Genomic DNA, 16,998 nt, shown 5'->3' with positions numbered 1-16,998 from the left:
CTACCGCCCCGAGCGGGCGCGTCAAGCGGCGCTGATCGCCAGGCTAGCGACTTGCCCATCCACCAGCTTGATCGAAAGCGGCATGGCCTGCAGACCAGGCACGAGATTGAAGATCCGCTTCCCCAGGTCGCCGGTCAGGTCGGCGTCCGGACTGGACACCTCGATCACGCCACGGGACTTGGCGATGGCGACTGAACGAGCGTCTCGACGCGTGGCGCGCTCGTCCTTGCTCGCCACGACCGGCGCCACGAGATGCGCGGCGCGATCACCCAGGCCGGAAACCTTCGCGCTCAGCTCCAACCCGCGCGGCGTCACCCTGTAGGCCGCGGTGAAAGCGACCGGCGGCTCCAGCTCGCGCCCCTCGGGCGTCTTCAAGCGACCGGACGCCGTGGCGACGACCGCGCCGTCCCGCTCGACGGTTTCCAGCGTCGCGGCCAAATCGGCGACGCTGGTGAAGGCGTCCTTGCCCTGGACCACCTCGATCCGCAGCGTCAGCGGCTGGTGCGCGGCGTCGATCGGGACCTGTTGGTTGCTGATCTCGACGGCCTTGTAGCGCGTCATGCTGGCCGCCAGCACTGGCCCCAGCACCTGGTGATGCAGCAACGAGATCGCGCCGCCCGAGGCGTGACCGCCGCCAGCCGGCGCCAGGTAGTCGAAGTCGTAGTCAGTGAAGGTCGCTCGCCAGGGGCCGAGCGAGGCGAGGTGCGTCCCGATCTCAGGGAATGGCTTCAGGCCATAAGGCTTGTCTCGCGGCAGCTCGGCGCGCGGCTCCGGCGCGAGCGGCTCGGCCAGGTCCAGCACCGCCGCCAGCGCCTTGGCGTGGCTGAAGGTGTGGTGGATGCAGGGTTTGTAGCCGGCAACGCGATAGTGCGGACCGCCATACAGCAGGCCGTCATGCGTGCAGGCCGCCATCAGGGCCAAGTTGCGCGCCGAAACCTCAGCGAAGCGCGTATCGCGATCGGCCAGCAGGCGATAGGCAGGGTGGCAACCGTCGCTGGTGCGGCTGCCCCACCAGGTCCACTTGAAGTTCCGCGTGCCCCAACTGTTGTCCCAGCCGCCATCGGGCAGCATGAACTCCATGTGGGCGCGCAGGCTGGTGACGACCTGATCCAGCAGCGCCTGGTCGCCGGTGCGCAGGCCGTACATGGCCAGGGCCGGCAACGACTCCTCGACATTGTAGCCCAGGTCGACCGGCGGCCGGCCCTTGGCCGTGCGACCACGCTGCGGATGGCCTTCGCCGAACAGCAGGCCGTTTGGCGTGAAGAAGTCGAGGCTGGCCCGGGCGAAGTCACGCGCCTTGGCGACATAGGCGTCGCGCCCCAGCGCCTCGGCCCCGAGCGAGAAGGCGTAGGCCGACGAGATCGGATAGTTGATGTTGCCGGTGTCGACCTTCATGAAGCCGTCGAGGAAGTCGTAGGCCTTGGCCAGCCGCGCCCGCCAGGCCTCGCGCGTCGGAGCGTCCAGCAGGTCGCCGTGGTGCAGCAACGTCTCCGACAGGGCGATGGCGCGGAAGACGGTGATGCCCTTCCAGTCGTTCAGGAACACGTCGTTGACCCAGCTGCCGTCGGGTCGGCTGACATTGTGCTCGCTCCAGGTCTGAGCGGCCTTGGCGGCGCGGATGTAGCGAGCGTCGCCACTGGTCCGAGCCATGCGCAGCAGCGGATAGACGGTGTCAGCGACGCGTCCATGGACCATGCCACAGCCCGGACATAGGAAACTGCCATTGGCGCCCTCCCCGGCCAAGCCCGTCACCTGGTAAGCCAGCAGCCCGTCGCACCAGGTTTTCAGCAGGTGCTCATAGGGCTGGAGGTCAGCTCGCACGGCTGCCCTGGCCACGGCCGGCGCCAGCACCGCCGCCGTCGAGACGCCCAGCATCCCCCTGCGTGAAAGTCCCGCGCCCTGCCCGGTCATCCGCCCCTCCGTCATTATTGGGGGCACCATGGCGGCGCGAACGAGATTTGGACAGGCCAATTTTAGGTATCGGTCATGCCAATTTGCGTTAGAGTGACGGAACGCGCGATTGATGAATCCAATTCATCAGCATGTGGAACAAAACGGACTAATCGCCTCCTGGATCGTCCGATAGCCTGAACCGCACCTTTGCGCGGCAACTACCCGCCGTTCCCGCCGCTTATAGTCGCGGCGTCCGCGGAGGATCGGAGAATGACATGGCCGACATCGAAGACCTCAGCCTCTCGAGGCGCGACCTGATGGCCGCCGGCGCGGCCTCGGCCGCCATCGTCGGCGCGCCCGCTGCGGCCAGCGCCGCGACGCCCGACGCGCCCAGCCTGCATCAGGTGACGTTCAAGGTGAACGGCCAGAAGCGGTCGCTGAACCTGGACACCCGCACCACCCTGCTGGACGCCCTGCGCGAGCACCTGCGGCTGACCGGCACCAAGAAGGGCTGCGACCACGGCCAGTGCGGCGCCTGCACGGTCATCGTCGACGGGCGGCGGATCAATTCGTGCTTAAGCCTGGCGGTCATGCACGAGGGCGACGAGATCACCACGATCGAAGGCCTGGGCACGCCCGACAAGCTGCACCCGCTGCAGGCGGCCTTCATCAAGCATGACGGCTACCAGTGCGGCTACTGCACGCCGGGCCAGATCTGCTCGGCCAAGGCGGTGCTGGACGAGATCAAGGCCGGCGTACCAAGCCATGTCACGGCCGACCTGACCGACGCCCCCAAGGTGACGGCGGAGGAACTCCGCGAACGGATGAGCGGCAACATCTGTCGCTGCGGAGCCTATTCCAACATCGTCGAAGCCATCGGGGACGTCGCGGGAGGCCTGGCATGAGAGCCTTCGCCTACGAACGCGCCCGCACGCCGGCGGAGGCTGCATCGGCCGTCGCCAAGGACCCGACCGCCCGCTTCATCGCCGGCGGCACCAACCTGCTGGACCTGATGAAGCTGGAGATCGAGACGCCCCGCCGGCTGATCGACGTCAACGGCCTGAAGCTGGATAAGATCGAGGCGACCAAGGACGGCGGCCTGCGCATCGGCGCTCTGGTGCGCAACACCGACCTGGCCGCCGACAAGCGCGTGCGCAAGGATTACGGCGTCCTCTCGCGCGCCCTGCTGGCTGGAGCCTCGGGCCAACTGCGCAACAAGGCCACCACGGCCGGCAACCTGCTGCAGCGGACGCGGTGCCCGTACTTCTACGACACCAACATGCCCTGCAATAAACGTAACCCCGGCGCGGGCTGTTCGGCGATCGGCGGCTTCACCCGCTCGCACGCGGTGTTGGGGACCAGCGAGGCCTGCATCGCCACCCATCCCAGCGACATGGCCGTGGCCATGCGAGTGCTGGACGCCAGCGTCGAGACCGTGAAGCCGGACGGCGCGACCCGCACCATCCCTATCGCGGACTTCCATCGCCTGCCGGGCAACACGCCGCACGTCGAAACCGCGCTGACGCCGGGCGAGCTGATCACCGCTGTCACCCTGCCCAAGCCGGTCGGGGGGACGCACGCCTATCATAAGGTCCGCGACCGGGCGTCCTACGCCTTTGCCCTCGTCTCGGTGGCGACCATCCTGCACAAGGACGGCACGGGCCGGGTCGCCCTGGGCGGCGTGGCGCACAAGCCCTGGCGGGTCGAGGCCGCCGAGGCGAACCTTCCGCAGGGCATCAAGTCGGTGTCCGAACTCCTGCTCGCCGGCGCCAAGACCACCTCGCAGAACGCCTTCAAGCTGACCCTGGCCGAACGCGCCCTGGGCGCGGCGATCGCCGAAGCGAAAGCCTAAAAGCCATGAAGTTCGACACCCCCGCCACGACCAATCCGATCGACCAGCTGAAGGTGGTCGGTAAGCCCACTGACCGCATCGACGGTCCGCTGAAGACCACCGGCATGGCGCCCTACGCCTATGAGCGGCACGACGCCCTGGAGAACGTCGCCTACGGCTATGTCCTGGGCTCGGCGATCGCCAAGGGCAGCATCAAGTCCATGGACCTCACCCGCGCCAAGGCCGCGCCGGGCGTCGTGACCGTGGTCACCGCCCAGACGGCCGGTAAGTTGGGCAAGGGCGACTTCAACACCGCCAAGCTCTTGGGCGGCCCTGACATCCAGCACTATCACCAGGCCGTCGCGGTCGTGGTCGCCGAGACCTTCGAGCAGGCCCGCGCCGCCGCCGCCCTGATCAAGGTGGACTACGAACGCGCCAAGGGGACCTTCGACCTGGCCTCGGCCAAGGACGGCGCGCCGCCGGTCGGCAAGAGCAATCCCGACACCGCCGTCGGCGACTTCGACACGGCCTTCGCCGCCGCGCCGGTCAAGCTGGACGAGACCTACACGACGCCCGACCACGCCCACGCCATGATGGAGCCACACGCCACCATCGCGACCTGGAAAGGCGACAAGCTGACGGTCTGGACCGCCAACCAGATGATCGCCTGGAGCCGGGCCGACGTGGCCAAGACCCTGGGCATCCCGAAGGACAATGTCCGGCTGGTCTCGCCCTATATCGGCGGCGGCTTCGGCGGCAAACTGTTCATCCGCGCCGATGTGATCCTGGCGGCGCTGGGGGCCAAGGCGGCGGGCCGGCCGGTCAAGATCGCCCTGCAGCGGCCGCTGATGTTCAACAACACCCCGCACCGCCCGGCGACGATCCAGCGCATCCGCCTGGGCGCGACGGCCGACGGCAAGCTGACCGCAATCGGCCATGAAAGCTGGTCCGGCGACCTGCCCGAGGGCGGCCCCGAGACCGCCACCCAGCAGACCCGCCTTCTGTATGCCGGCGCCAACCGCATGATGAAGATGAAGCTGGCCGTGCTGGACCTGCCGGAAGGCAACGCCATGCGCGCGCCAGGTGAAGCGCCGGGCCTGATGGCGCTGGAGGTGGCGATCGACGAACTGGCCGAGAAGCTGGGCATCGATCCGATCGAACTGCGCGTCATCAATGACACCCAGGTCGACCCGGAAAAGGCCGGCCGGCCGTTCTCGCAGCGCAAGCTGGTCGAGTGTCTGCGCACCGGCGCCGACAAGTTCGGCTGGGCCAAGCGCAGCGCGCGTCCCGGTCAGGTCCGCGATGGCCGCTGGCTGGTCGGCATGGGCGTAGCGGCAGCCTTCCGCAACAACCTGGTCATGAAGTCGGCCGCCCGCGTGCGGCTGGAGACGACCGGCCAGGTCGTGGTCGAGACCGATATGACCGACATCGGCACCGGCAGCTACACGATCATCGCCCAGACCGCCGCCGAGATGATGGGCGTGCCGCTGCACCAGGTGACGGTGAAGCTGGGTGACTCTTCGTTCCCCGTGTCGGCCGGCTCGGGCGGCCAATGGGGCGCCAACAGCTCGACGGCCGGCGTCTACGCCGCCTGCGTGAAGCTGCGCGAAGCGGTGGCGACCAAGCTGGGCCTGGATCCCGCGACGGCCGAGTTCTCGGACGGCCGTGTGAAGGTTGGCAACCAAAGCCTGCCGCTGGCCCAAGCCGCCGCCGACGCGCCGATCGTCGTCGAGGACGCCATGGAATATGGCGACCTGACCAAGACCCACCAGCAGTCGACCTTCGGCGGCCACTTCGTCGAGATCGGGGTCGACGTCGCCACGTGCGAGATCCGCATCCGCCGCATGCTGGCCGTCTGCGCCGCCGGGCGGATCCTCAATCCCAAGGCCGCCCGCAGCCAGGTGATCGGAGCCATGACCATGGGCGCCGGCGCGGCGCTGATGGAGGAGCTGGTCGTCGACAAGCGTATTGGCTTCTTCGTCAATCACGACCTGGCCGGCTACGAGGTGCCGGTCCATGCCGACATCCCGCACCAGGAAGTGATCTTCCTGGACGAGACCGACCCGATGTCCTCGCCGATGAAGGCCAAGGGCGTCGGCGAACTGGGCATCTGCGGGGTCGGCGCGGCGGTGGCCAACGCGATCTACAACGCCACCGGCGTACGGGTGCGTGAGTACCCGGTCACCCTGGACAAGCTGCTGAAGGACATGCCCGTCGTGGTTTAGTCGCCGAGCAAAGCGCGGGCGTAGTGCTGGCGATCGATGATCGGGCGGAAGAAGGTCAGGGCGCCGTCGATGACGGCCGGTTCGTTCAGCAGGGCTTTGAACCACAGGTTCGCCTCGGCCACGCCGCGATGCAGGGAGGTGACGCGGTAGCTGTGCTTGCCGGTGACGGCGGCGGCAGCCGAGACGGCCGAGTCATTGCGCAGCCGGGCCTCGAACTGGTCGAGGTCGCGCACCTCCAGCAGCCGCGTGCGCAGATCGGCGATGCAGTGGCAGACGTCGCCCGGCAGCCGCACGCGGTCGACCAGCTTGAGCAGGCCGCTCTGCTTGAAGCGCGTGATGATCCGGTGGGCCGTGGTTTGCGAGACGTCAAACATCTGGGCCAGCTCGGCGACCGTCGGCAGCGGCTTGCCCTCCAGCTGAGCCAGGATTTCCAGGTCCGCCTCCAGGCCGACGCGGGGGGCCGGCGCCTGGCGCGAAAGATGCGGCGGTCCGGGTCTGATCTGGTTCACTTGCGCCGCCTAGTCGCCGCGTTTCGGCGTGAACAGGAGGTCGTGATAGTCCCAGCTGAAATCGGCGATCGGCGACGCCGCCTTCATGGTCACACGCTCGACCCCGCCATCGGCATTGAGGCCGAAGGTGACGTAGGCCGGCTCCAGCGCCTTGTCGTCGAAGCGGGTGACGAAGGTGTCGTACTGCCAGTGCTCCAGCTTGCCGGCCATGCGCGGCGTCGACTTGAAGTCGATACGCAGGCCGCCGTCGCCTTGGGTTACCGCGATGTCGCCGTACCAGGGGTCGCTGTAGGTTCCGGCGTACTTGGCGACCGGCAGCGAGGGCCCGATGCCGGCCGGCTTGGCCTGGACGCCGCCCAGGGCCTTCAGCGCTCCGCCGACCAGTTGCTTCTTGTAGGTGATGTAGCGGTCCGTCCACGGCTCGGGCTTGAGGCCCAGATAGTGGTCCAGCAGTTCGTACATCAGGCCTCGCGGCAGCTCGCCGTCCTCGCTGTTCAGCTCGATCGAGAAGCCGACGTTGCGGTCGGGGATCAGCACGACCACGGTCTTGAAGCCGAACACCGCGCCGCCGTGCCAGACGATCTGAGTCCCGCGATAGTCCTGGATCTCCCAGCCCAGGGCATAGGCCTGGAAGGTCGGCCTGGTGACCTCGAAGCCCGGCGGGACCTTGTCCAGAGGCTGGATCACGGTGGGCTGCCACATGGCCTTGGACTGCGCCTCACTGAACAGCCGCTTGCCGCCCGGCAGCGCGCCGTGGGCCAGCTGCAGCTTCAGCCACTTGGCCATGTCGTTGGCGCTGACGGCCATGCCGCCGGCCGGGGCGGCGCTGGTCGAGAGCTCGTCGCGCTCGTCCAGCACCTCCTGGTCGCCGGCGCCGCGTAGGCCGCCGTTCATGCGAGCGTGCGGCTGGGCGCGGTTGGCGATCTGGAAACGACGGCCGTCAGTGGTCGAGCCGGTCATGCCGGCCGCGGCGAAGACGTGCTCGCGAACATAGTCCTCCCAGGTCTGGCCGGTGACCGCCTCGATCAGCTGGCCGGCGACCATGTAGAGGACGTTGTCGTAGGCGTAGCCGCTGCGGAAGCTGGTGGCGGGCTTGAGATAACGCAGGCGGCGCACGGCCTCGGCGCGCGGGATGTTGCTGCGCGGCACGAACAGCAGGTCGCCCTGCCCCAGCCCCAGGCCACTGCGGTGAACCAGCAGGTCGCGCACGGTCAGCTCGCGCGTCACCCACGGGTCGTACATCTGGAAGCCCGGCAGGCGGTCGGTGACCTTGTCGTCCCAGGAGAGCTTGCCGGCGTCGACCAGGGTGGCCAGGGCCGCCACGGTGACCGCCTTGCCGGTCGAGCCGGTCATGAACAGGGTGTCGGCGTCGACCTTCTCAGGGCTGCCCAGCTTGCGCACGCCATAACCCTTGGCCAGCACCGTCTGGCCCTCGTCGACGATGGCGATCGACAGGCCCGGCGCGCCGACCTTCTGGCGCAGCGCCTCGACATGGGCGTCGAAGTTCTTGGGCGGCTGGACGACGGGACCGGCCGCCAATGGAGCCGCCTGAAGGGCGGCGGCGAGAACGAGGCTGATCATGAGACCTCCGGTTGGAAGGCGGGACGCCGGGCGAGGCGGACAAGGCCCAGGGTCGCCAGCGGAATGACGTAGAGCGCGATCAGGGCGTAGGCGAGCAGCCGGTAGCCGCCGGCGATCAGGCGGACCAGCCCGACCCGCTCGGCCAGGACCATGCAGAAGACGAGCAGAGCCAGGGCGCAGAGCGCGCGAGCGCGGACGCCGAAGGCCCGCCCGATCCGGGCTTGAAAGGCGCCGGCCACACGCTCGTTGATGGCGTGCACCGCGCCCGTGCCGCTCTCCAGCAGGGCCGCGAACACCATCACCTGGAACAGCAGGCGGAAGATCGGCAGATTCAGCTTGGCCAGCAGCACGTCGGACGGCAGGGCCGCGCCGCTGACCTCGGGCGCATAGGCGCACATACAGACGAAAAAGACGAAGGCCGGGATCATGGCCAGCGGGCCGGCGATCAGGCCGGCGGTGACCGCGTCGCGGTCGCTGAGCAGGTGGCGGGTCACCGGCAGGATGATCACCGCCCCGATGATGTTGTAGCCGGCATAGGTCCCGCCGCCGACCAAGGCGTCCGTCCCGACCTGCATCGGGACCGAGAACGCGGCGGCAATGTCGTGGCCAAAGGTCGTCAGGGCCAGGATCAGGAACAGGCCGTACACCCCGTAAAGCAGGATCGAGACCCAGGCGAAAAGCTGCTCGACCACCTTGTTGCCGAAGGCCGCGAAGGCGGTCACGCCCACCAGCAGCGCCAGCATCCCAGCCCACTTGGGCGCGCCGAACACCGCGTGGCCGATCTCACCCGCCGCCGCGCCGAACACGGCCAGCACGATGATGACGAAGAAGGCGTAGGCCAGTTCGAAGGCGATCCAGCCCTTGCCCAGCAGCGCCTGGAAGAAGCTGCGATAGTCCCGCGCTCCGCTCGCTCGCGCGAACAGGAAGGTCAGGACGCACATGCCGCTCCAGATCAGCGTCGCCAGGGTCAGGCCGGCCAAGCCGCCCCATGGGCCGGCGGACAGGAAGAACTCGGCGATCTCGCGGCCCGTGGCATAGCCGCCGCCGATGACGGCGGCCTTGAAGGCCAGGCCCGGCAGCAGCCAGCGGCTGAACCAGCCTGACGCCTGGCCACTCATAGGAGGCAGGATTCGAGCAGGCGCTCGAAGGCCGCCCCGCAGCGCAGCGGATCAGCAGTCGGCAGGCCAAGCCGCGCGGCCACGGCCTCGATCTCGGCCTGAGCCGCTTCGGGCGACAGCTTGCCAGTGTTGAGGCTGATGCCGGCGCAGCGGATGTTCGGACTGGTCACACGGCCCAGCGCGATGGTCGCCTCGATGACCGCCTCGATCGACGGGACAGCGTGACCGGCGTGGCCCAGGATTTCGGTGCGCCCCGGCTCGTGGCAGACCACGAAGGCGTCCGGTTGGCTGCCTTGCAGCAGACCCAGCGACACCGCGCCATAGGCCGGATGCAGCAGCGAACCCTGCCCCTCGATGACGTCGATGTGGCTGGCCGGCGCGGCCGGGCTTAGCATCTCGGCGGCCCCCGCAATGAAGTCGGAGACCACGGCGTCGATCGGCATGCCCGAGCCGGCGATCATGATGCCGGTCTGGCCGGTCGCCCGGAAGTCGACGTCCAGCCCCCTACCCTTCAGCCCCCGCGTGATGGCCAGGGCCGCGTACTTCTTGCCCAGGGCGCAATCGGTGCCGACGGTCAGGATCCGGCGGCCCGAGCGCGGCTTGCCCGAGCCGACAGGAATGCCCGGCGGCGGCGTGCGCACGTCGATCAGCCGGCGTCCGGTCCGCTCGGCGGCGGCCTTCAGTTCGGGGATGTCGCCGAGCTTGGCGTGCATGCCCGAGACGATGTCTAGCCCTGCCTCAAGCGCCTCGACCAGGCCGGCGATCCAGGCCGACGGGATGATCCCGCCGGCGTTGGCGACGCCGATCACCAGGCCCCGCGCGCCCTCGGCCGCCGCCTGCGCGGGAGCCAGGGCCGGCAGGCCGGTGCTGACCCGCCCGCCGGGCAGGACGAACTCGCCGACACAGCGCTCGCCGACCCAGTCACGCAGGCCGAAAGCGGTCTTGGCGTAGCCCGGCTCGACGGTATCGCCGAGGAACAGGAGGTACGGCGATGGCAAGCCGCCGACCTCCTCCCGGACTTCATCACGCGTGGCTCTGGCGATGGCGCTCATGCGATCAGAAGCCGGCCGTCAGGCTGACGCCGATGGTGCGCGGCCGGATCACGCCCGTGCCCATCGCACCCGTCGGATAGACCGGCAGGCCACTGGCCGTGATCGCCGAACTCGAGACCTTGCCGTCGGCGTCGAAGGCGTTCTTGACGTAGGCTTCCAGGTCGACCTTGCCGAAGCTCATCCCCGCCCGGAAGTCGACCACCTCATAGGACGGGACTTCGCGCTGCTTGCCATTGGCGGTGCGATAGGTCGCGTCAAACGTGCCGCTCTGCTTACCCATGACCCGCAGCGAGGCGCCGACATAGGCCTGGTTCTCGCCGATCGACCAGCTGTAGTCGCCGTTGAAGCCCAGGCTGATCTTCGGCGTGAACGGCAGCTGGTCGCCCTTCTTGCCGCCGACCAGGGCGCTGGTGTCGCCCGACAGCTTGGTGTCGGTATAGGCGCCGTTGGCCGACACGGTCAGGCCGCCCACCAGCCGCGCCGTGGCGTTGAACTCGACGCCGTCGCTCTTGGCGTCCGCGCCATTGGCGTTGATGCCGAAGTTGTTCACCACAGTCAGCAGCTGGATGCCCTTCCAGTCGATGTGGAAAGCGGCGACGTCCAGGCTGAGGCGATGATCGGCGGTCTCGCCCTTGAAGCCGGCCTCATAGCTGGTGACGGTGTCCGGATCGAAGCTGGCCGGCGTGCCGGCCGGGGCGCTGGGCGGGATCACGTTCGGGCCGCCGGGACGATAGCCCTTGGCGACGCGGGCGTAGATCGAGCGGCGGTCGTCCAGCTTGAACTTCGGGGCCAGCGAGTAGGTGAAGACGTTGTCCGACGAGGTCAGGTTGCTGGCGATCGGCGTGCCGCCGGCCAGCACGCCCTTGGCCGCCTGGCTGGCGCTCTGCTTGTTGTGGCTGTAGCGGCCGCCGATATCGACGTCGATGCGGTCGCTCAGATGCACGGTGGCGTTGGCGAAGCCGGCATATTCCTTGTAGCGCGAGCTGAGATCCAGGTTGGCCAATAGCGGGATGCCGGTCAGCTGGGTCAGAGTGCCCGGCGTGACGGCGATATATTCCTGGTGGATCAGGCCCTTCTCGTCGGTGAAGTAGCCGCCGACCATCCAGTCGAACTTGGCGCCGGGGTTCGAGGCCAGGCGGACTTCCTGGGTGTATTTCCGGTTGTTGGTGTTCTGGGCCAGGTAGAGCTCGTTGGTGAAACCCAGCGCCGACTTGATCAGCCCACTGAGATTGAAAGTGGCGTCGTCACGTTTGGTCTGGTTCAGCTTGCTGAAGCTGCTGGACGAGGTGAAGGTCGCAAAGCCCAGGTCGTAATTCACCACCCCGTTGTAGACGCGGTAGTCGACGTCCGAGAACGCCGGCACGAACTGCGACAGGGTCGGCCGGCCGTACTTGGTCTTCAGGGTGTTGGGATCGCTCTCGACCACGGTCGGGGCGTCGGCCTTGATGTCCTGCAGCACGGCGGTCAGGCGCAGGTCGAATTTGTCGGTCGGCTTGAACAGCAGCGAGGCGCGGCCGCCATAGACCTTGGCGTCGTTGATGTCCTTCTCGACGTCCGAACCACTGGTGCCGATCGAGTCGATGAAGCCGCCATCCTTGCGGTAGAAGCCCGAGGCGCGCAGGGCCACCGTCTCGCCCAGCGGGATGTTGACCATCGCCGTGGTGCGATACGACATCGCGCCGCCCTTGGTGTCCTCAAGCGCGCCGCGGGCACGGGCCGTAAAGCCCTTGGTGTCGGGCGTGTTGGTCACGAACTTCAGCAGGCCGCCCATCGAGCTGGCGCCATACAGCGTGCCCTGCGGGCCGCGCAGCACCTCGATGCGGGCGACGTCGAAAGTGTCGAAGTCGCCGGCCAGCACCGCGCCGTTGACCAGGGCGCTGCTCGAGCCAAACGGCGTCTCGTCCATATAGACGGCCACGGTCGAGGCGACGCCGCCGGTGTTGACGCCGCGCATGACCAGGCGGCCCTGACCGGGCGTGCTCTGGACCAGCTGCAGGCCGGGCACGAGCTTGAGGTAGTCGCTGAAGTTGGTCGCCGCATGGATCTCCAGGGCGTCCCCCGACACCACCGAGATCGCCTGCGGGATGTCGATCAGCGTCTGTTCGCGCTTCTGGGCGGTGACGACGATTTCCTCGACGGTCGAGACCTTCGGCGCTTCATCGGCCGCCAGAGCGGCGGAGTGGGTCAGCAGCGCGCCGACGGCGCTGGAGATGAGCAGGGTCGTACGCTTGAGCTTCATTCTAGTCCCCTCGTTGTTGTGTGCGCCGGACGGCCCCCGGGGCGATGCCGCCCTCTTCCCGCCGGCGCTTGAGAGGTCGTCCGGGTTCCCCGTTTCCGACCTCAGCCCATTACGCAAATTTAATCCTATTCAGGACACTGTTATCCCAATCAGAGAATTGTCAACGACAATTGCGCGCTATTCGGACGGTTCGCCGGCCTCGGCGCGCCGCGCCCACGGATCGATCAGACGCAGGAGGATCGCGGCGGTGACAGCCAGACCCGCGAGCAGCGCGAAATAGGTCGTGTGGGACATCTTGCTCCACAGCGTCCCGACCAGGCCGGCGCTGAGGCTGCCGGCGAAGATGGTCAGGTACCAGGCCGCCACGGTGGTCGCGCCGAATCCCGGCGGCGCCAGGCGCGCGAATAAACCGAGGCCCGTCGGCAGGATGAACAGCTCGCCGAAGGTGTAGATCCCGAAGAAGACCACCAGCCACAGCCAGTGCGCCTTGCCGCCGCTGAAGGCGTCGACGGCGCAGAGCAGCAGATAGGCCCCGGCCACGATCAGCGCCCCGGTCGCCATGCGCTGAGCCGGCGACGTGTCGCGGCCGTGGTCGGCGCGTTTCTTCCAACCCGCCAGCAGCATCGGCGTCATGGCCATGACCAGCAGCGGGTTCAGCGACTGGAACCAGGTCATCGGCACGGTCCAGGAGCCCAGCGCCCGGTTCACCCCGGCGTCGGCCCACAAGGCCACGGTATTGCCAGCCTGCTCGTAGGCCCCTCGGAAGACGGTGACCGATAGCGCCACGCCCGCCAGGACCAGCACCGTCGGCAGGCCCATCCGCCCGCGCGGAGCCGCCGACGCAGCGACGACCCTACCCTGCTCGGCCGGCAAATAGCGCTGGCCCCACAGATAGATCAGCAGACCGGCCAGCATCCCCAGGCCCGCCACCGCGAAACCGACGTGCCAGCCGAACACCTCGCCCAACGTCCCGCACAGCAGGGGCGCGAGAAAGCCGCCGATATTGATGCCCAGATAATAGACGTTATAGGCCCAGCCCCGCCGGGGATCGCCCTCGGCATAGAGGTCGTTGATCTGGCTGGGCAGGGTCGGCAGGAACAGGCCGTTGCCCAGGGCGATCGTGGCCAGGGCGACGTACAGCAGGTTCTCGAAACCCATCATGAAATGGCCGGCGGCCATGACGCTGGCGCCGATGATGATCGCCCGTCGCTTGCCCAACAGCCGGTCGGCGATCACCCCGCCCACGATCGGCGTGAAATAGGCGCAGGCCGTATAGGTCCCGTAGATCAGGGACGCCGTGCCCTGGGCGATCAAGAGCTGCTTGGTCATGTAGTAGACCAGCAGCGCGCGCATGCCGAAGTAGGAGAACTGCTCCCACATGTTCGTCAGGAACAGGACGGTCAGGCCGCGCGGCTGACCAAACCACGGCGACGGCTCGAGAACCTTGTCGGTCATGCGGCCGCCGCCGAGGCCGGAGCGCCCCACACGCCCTCGCCCGCCCAGACCGTGCCGTCCTTGTAGACCGCGCCGGGCGGCCGGTCCTTGGCCAGGAAGGTCGGACCGTCCAGGTCGACGAGGTCGCAGATCTGGCCCAGCACAAAGCCCGGGCCAGTAGCCAGGCTGGTGCCGACCATGGTGCCGACCATGACGCCCAGGCCCAGCCGCCGCGCCTTGGCGGCCATCAAGAGGCCCTCGGTCAGGCCGCCGCACTTGTCGAGCTTGATGTTGATGACCTGGAAGCGGCCGACCGCCGCCGACACGTCGGGCAGCGACACGCAGCTCTCATCGGCGGCGATGGGGATCGGGCTGTCGAAGCCCTCCAGCTCGTGCTCATGGCCGCGCGCCAGGGGCTGCTCCAGCAGCGACACCCGCTGCTCGACCAGGGTCTCGACCAGGCCGTCCAGATCCGCGCGGACGAAGCCCTGGTTGCCATCGACGCCCAGCCAGGCGTCCGGGCGCGCGGCGCGGATGGCCCGCACCCGGTCCTGGTCGAGCGCCAGATCGCCGGTCAGCTTGATCTTGATCGACCGCGCCTGGGCGTAGTCGATCGCGCCCTTGGCCATCGCCTCGGGCGTGTCGGCGCCGAGGGTGAAGGTGGTACGCAGTGGCTGGGGGGCGTCCAGCCCCGCCAGCTTCCATACCGGCTGTCCGGTCAGCGCCGCCTCCAGCTCCCATAGGGCGCAGTCGACGGCGTTGCGGGCTCCGCCCGGCGGCAGGATGAAGCGCAGCGCCTCGCGGGTGGGCCAGGCCTCGATGGCCTCGCGGACCGCTTCGAGCTGAGCCCGCATGCTGTCCACGGTCTCCTTCAGGAAGAAGACCCCGGACGCTTCGCCACGCCCCTTCGCGCTTACGGTCGACAGCGACACGACAATGATGTCGGACGTGTCGAACACGTGGCCGGCGATCCGGAAGGGTTGCGCCAGCCGCAGGGTCTCGCTGGCGATGTCCAGGGTCAGCCGGCCCATCAGTAGTGCACCGACATAGCCAGCAGGTGGAAGGTCAGAGCGACGTAGAACAGCAGCAGCGTCGCCAGCACCAGCAGCACGCTCCACAGCTTGCGCGCCCAGCTACGGCCGTCGGTCCAGGTCAGCCAGGCGTTCCAGCCGGCGGTCGCCAGGGCCAGCGGCAACACCACCCAGCCCAGGCCCTGAAGCAGCAGCATGATCCCGTCCATGCCGCCGGCCATGGCGGCCGCGCTGGACGTCATCGTCGTCACGCCCACGCCCCAGCCCACGATCAGGGCCAGCAGCAGGCCTGCCCCGCCGCGCGCGGCGCGCGAGGCCGTCAACGCCTTGCCCGTGATGTCGGCCTTGGTCTTGTAGCGGCGACGCACCAGGGCCACGACCGGCCAGTACAGGAAGGTCAGGGCCAGGACGCCGATGCTGGCGAACAGCGCCGGCAGCAGCCACGCGCCGTTCTGGCCGGCCGGGATGCGGTCGAAGACCATGAACGGCGAACCGAAGTCCCAGCTCCAGCGGACGGGTTTGCCGCCCTCGACCTGGGCGGCCAGGCGGTCATGACCGCCGACCTCGCGCCAGACGTAAGGGGCGATCTCGACCCACTCCTTGGGACGACCGTTGGCGCCCAGGATGCTGGGGACGATCAGCTCGCCCTTGGGTCCGACGGCGACCTTGGCCTGGCCCATCATGTAGAACAGCGACAGGAAGCTGCCGTCGGCGCGGCGGCTGACCTGCCAGGGGCCGGCCAAGGCCTTGGCGTGCTCAGCCGACGTCTTGGCGTCGACCTTGCCGTCCGGCGCGCCGGCATAGGACAGATAGCGGTCGGAGAAGTCACGGAAGATGGCCGTGCGCAGCGTGCCCGCCGCGCCCTGGCGACCGCCGCTGTTCACCGACAGATACAGGCCGACATTCTCGTTCATGTAGAGGTGCAGCGAGGAGTGGAAGCCCTCGGTGTCGCCCAGGTGGCCGATCACGTAGCGGCCGTTGATCGAGGTCTGGAAGAAGCCCAGCTCCATGCGATCCAGCGGCCCGATCAGCGACTTGGGGTTCACCTTGTTCAGCGGGCTGTAGTGCATCGTGTGGGCCGTTTCCGCCGACAGGATGCGCTGGCCGTCCAGCTCGCCGCCCTGCAGGTGGGCGATCATGAAGCGGCCCATGTCCGCGCCCGTGGACGAGGCCGAGCCGGCCGGGGCCGGGCCGACGATCTCGAAGCCCTTCGAGGGCTTGCCCGGCTTGGAGTAGCCGATGGCGTCCGTGCCGGCCAGGTTGGCGGGCAGCGGCTGCCGCAGCGTGGTGTTCCGCATGTTCAGCGGACCGGTGACGTGACGGTCGATATAGTCGTTGAACTTCTCGCCCGACACGCGCTCGACCAGGTAGCCGGCCAGGGCCGTGCCGTAGTTCGAATAGGCCGGCGTCACGCCCGCCTCGAAGATGCGCTTGGGCACGTGGTTCTTCAGATAGGCGCCCAGCTCAGGCTCGGGCTTGCCGTAGAAGATCAGCTCCTTGACCACTTCCTCGAAGCCGGCCGTGTGGGTCATCAGCTGGCGCGTGGTGACAGGCTTGCCCTTGTAGGCCGGGATCTTGAAGTCCAGGTACTGGTTGATGTCGGCGTCCAGGTCGATCTTGCCGGCCTCGACCTGCTGCATCACGGCCGTCCAGGTGAACAGCTTCGAGATCGAGCCCGGCCGGAACAGGGTCTTGTAGGGATCGACCGACGTCTTCTTGTCGCGATCGGCATAGCCGAAACCGCGCGTCGTCAGGATCTGGCCATCCTTGACCACCGTGACCACGGCGCCGGGGATGTCGCCCACCCGCAGGGCGTAGGGCATGTAGCCGTCCAGCCAGAGATCGACATCGGCCTTGGTCAGCGTGGCGCTGGCCGACGGAATCGCCGGCGCGGCGGCCGGCGACGGCGCGACCTTGGCCACCGGCGGCGTCGCCGTTTCCTGCCGCGTCTGCGCCTGGGTCGAACCCAGCCCCGCCAACACCGCGGCCACTACGACCGCCACTCTTTTGATCGCCCTCATTCCCTCGCCCTCCCTCGACCTTTGGCGGATTGCTCCCGCTCGGCTCAGCCGATAGATTGGGAGA

General features: G+C 68.3%; 12 protein-coding genes. 3 read left to right on the top strand and 9 right to left on the bottom strand.

Annotation, left to right across the window (positions count from 1 at the left end):
• Positions 1 to 21 precede the first annotated feature (21 nt).
• Entirely contained in the window at positions 22 to 1,911 is a 1,890-nt protein-coding gene (locus AC07NF_RS06565; protein WP_494627980.1) for an ulvan lysase-like protein, read from the bottom strand.
• A 257-nt stretch (positions 1,912 to 2,168) separates the two neighbouring features.
• Between AC07NF_RS06565 and paoA the strand changes: the two genes are divergently transcribed.
• The 3 genes from paoA to paoC are packed head-to-tail and all read left to right on the top strand — an operon-like array spanning position 2,169 to position 5,949.
• A complete protein-coding gene (gene paoA, locus AC07NF_RS06560; RefSeq protein ID WP_494627982.1) occupies positions 2,169 to 2,798 on the top strand; it encodes an aldehyde dehydrogenase iron-sulfur subunit PaoA in 630 nt (209 codons plus the stop codon).
• On the top strand, positions 2,795 to 3,745 hold the full coding sequence (locus tag AC07NF_RS06555) for an FAD binding domain-containing protein (RefSeq protein WP_494627984.1): 951 nt from the start codon (positions 2,795 to 2,797) through the stop codon (positions 3,743 to 3,745). The genes paoA and AC07NF_RS06555 overlap by 4 nt, the downstream gene beginning before the upstream one ends.
• A gap of 5 nt (positions 3,746 to 3,750) precedes the next feature.
• Positions 3,751 to 5,949 carry an aldehyde oxidoreductase molybdenum-binding subunit PaoC gene (gene paoC, locus AC07NF_RS06550; protein WP_494627986.1) on the top strand — a complete coding sequence of 733 codons (2,199 nt, stop codon included), beginning with the start codon at positions 3,751 to 3,753 and terminating at the stop codon, positions 5,947 to 5,949.
• On the opposite strand, the gene AC07NF_RS06545 is transcribed toward paoC, so the two are convergent.
• From AC07NF_RS06545 to AC07NF_RS06510, 8 genes are all read right to left on the bottom strand, one after another.
• Complete coding sequence (locus AC07NF_RS06545) at positions 5,946 to 6,458, bottom strand: MarR family transcriptional regulator (RefSeq protein WP_494627988.1); 513 nt, start codon at positions 6,456 to 6,458, stop codon at positions 5,946 to 5,948. The genes paoC and AC07NF_RS06545 overlap by 4 nt on opposite strands.
• A gap of 9 nt (positions 6,459 to 6,467) precedes the next feature.
• Entirely contained in the window at positions 6,468 to 8,039 is a 1,572-nt protein-coding gene (locus AC07NF_RS06540) for a serine hydrolase (RefSeq protein WP_494627990.1), read from the bottom strand.
• Positions 8,036 to 9,157, bottom strand: a complete 1,122-nt coding sequence (locus AC07NF_RS06535; RefSeq protein ID WP_494627992.1) for a YkvI family membrane protein — start codon at positions 9,155 to 9,157, stop codon at positions 8,036 to 8,038. Before AC07NF_RS06535 ends, AC07NF_RS06540 begins: the two co-directional genes overlap by 4 nt.
• Positions 9,154 to 10,209, bottom strand: a complete 1,056-nt coding sequence (locus AC07NF_RS06530) for an N-acetyltransferase DgcN family protein (RefSeq protein ID WP_494627994.1) — start codon at positions 10,207 to 10,209, stop codon at positions 9,154 to 9,156. The genes AC07NF_RS06535 and AC07NF_RS06530 overlap by 4 nt, the downstream gene beginning before the upstream one ends.
• A 4-nt stretch (positions 10,210 to 10,213) precedes the next feature.
• A complete protein-coding gene (locus AC07NF_RS06525) occupies positions 10,214 to 12,448 on the bottom strand; it encodes a TonB-dependent receptor (protein WP_494627996.1) in 2,235 nt (744 codons plus the stop codon).
• A gap of 177 nt (positions 12,449 to 12,625) precedes the next feature.
• Positions 12,626 to 13,903 carry a peptide MFS transporter gene (locus AC07NF_RS06520; RefSeq protein ID WP_494627998.1) on the bottom strand — a complete coding sequence of 426 codons (1,278 nt, stop codon included), beginning with the start codon at positions 13,901 to 13,903 and terminating at the stop codon, positions 12,626 to 12,628.
• Positions 13,900 to 14,913, bottom strand: a complete 1,014-nt coding sequence (locus AC07NF_RS06515; protein WP_494628000.1) for a dipeptide epimerase — start codon at positions 14,911 to 14,913, stop codon at positions 13,900 to 13,902. Before AC07NF_RS06515 ends, AC07NF_RS06520 begins: the two co-directional genes overlap by 4 nt.
• The gene (locus tag AC07NF_RS06510; RefSeq protein ID WP_494628002.1) at positions 14,913 to 16,916 is read right to left on the bottom strand and encodes a serine hydrolase domain-containing protein; all 2,004 of its coding nucleotides are present in this window, start codon (positions 16,914 to 16,916) and stop codon (positions 14,913 to 14,915) included. Before AC07NF_RS06510 ends, AC07NF_RS06515 begins: the two co-directional genes overlap by 1 nt.
• Positions 16,917 to 16,998: the final 82 nt, after the last annotated feature.

The sequence above is a fragment of the Caulobacter sp. GW821-FHT10A06 genome (assembly GCF_059415805.1).
This window is presented reverse-complemented; position numbering and strand designations above follow the sequence as displayed.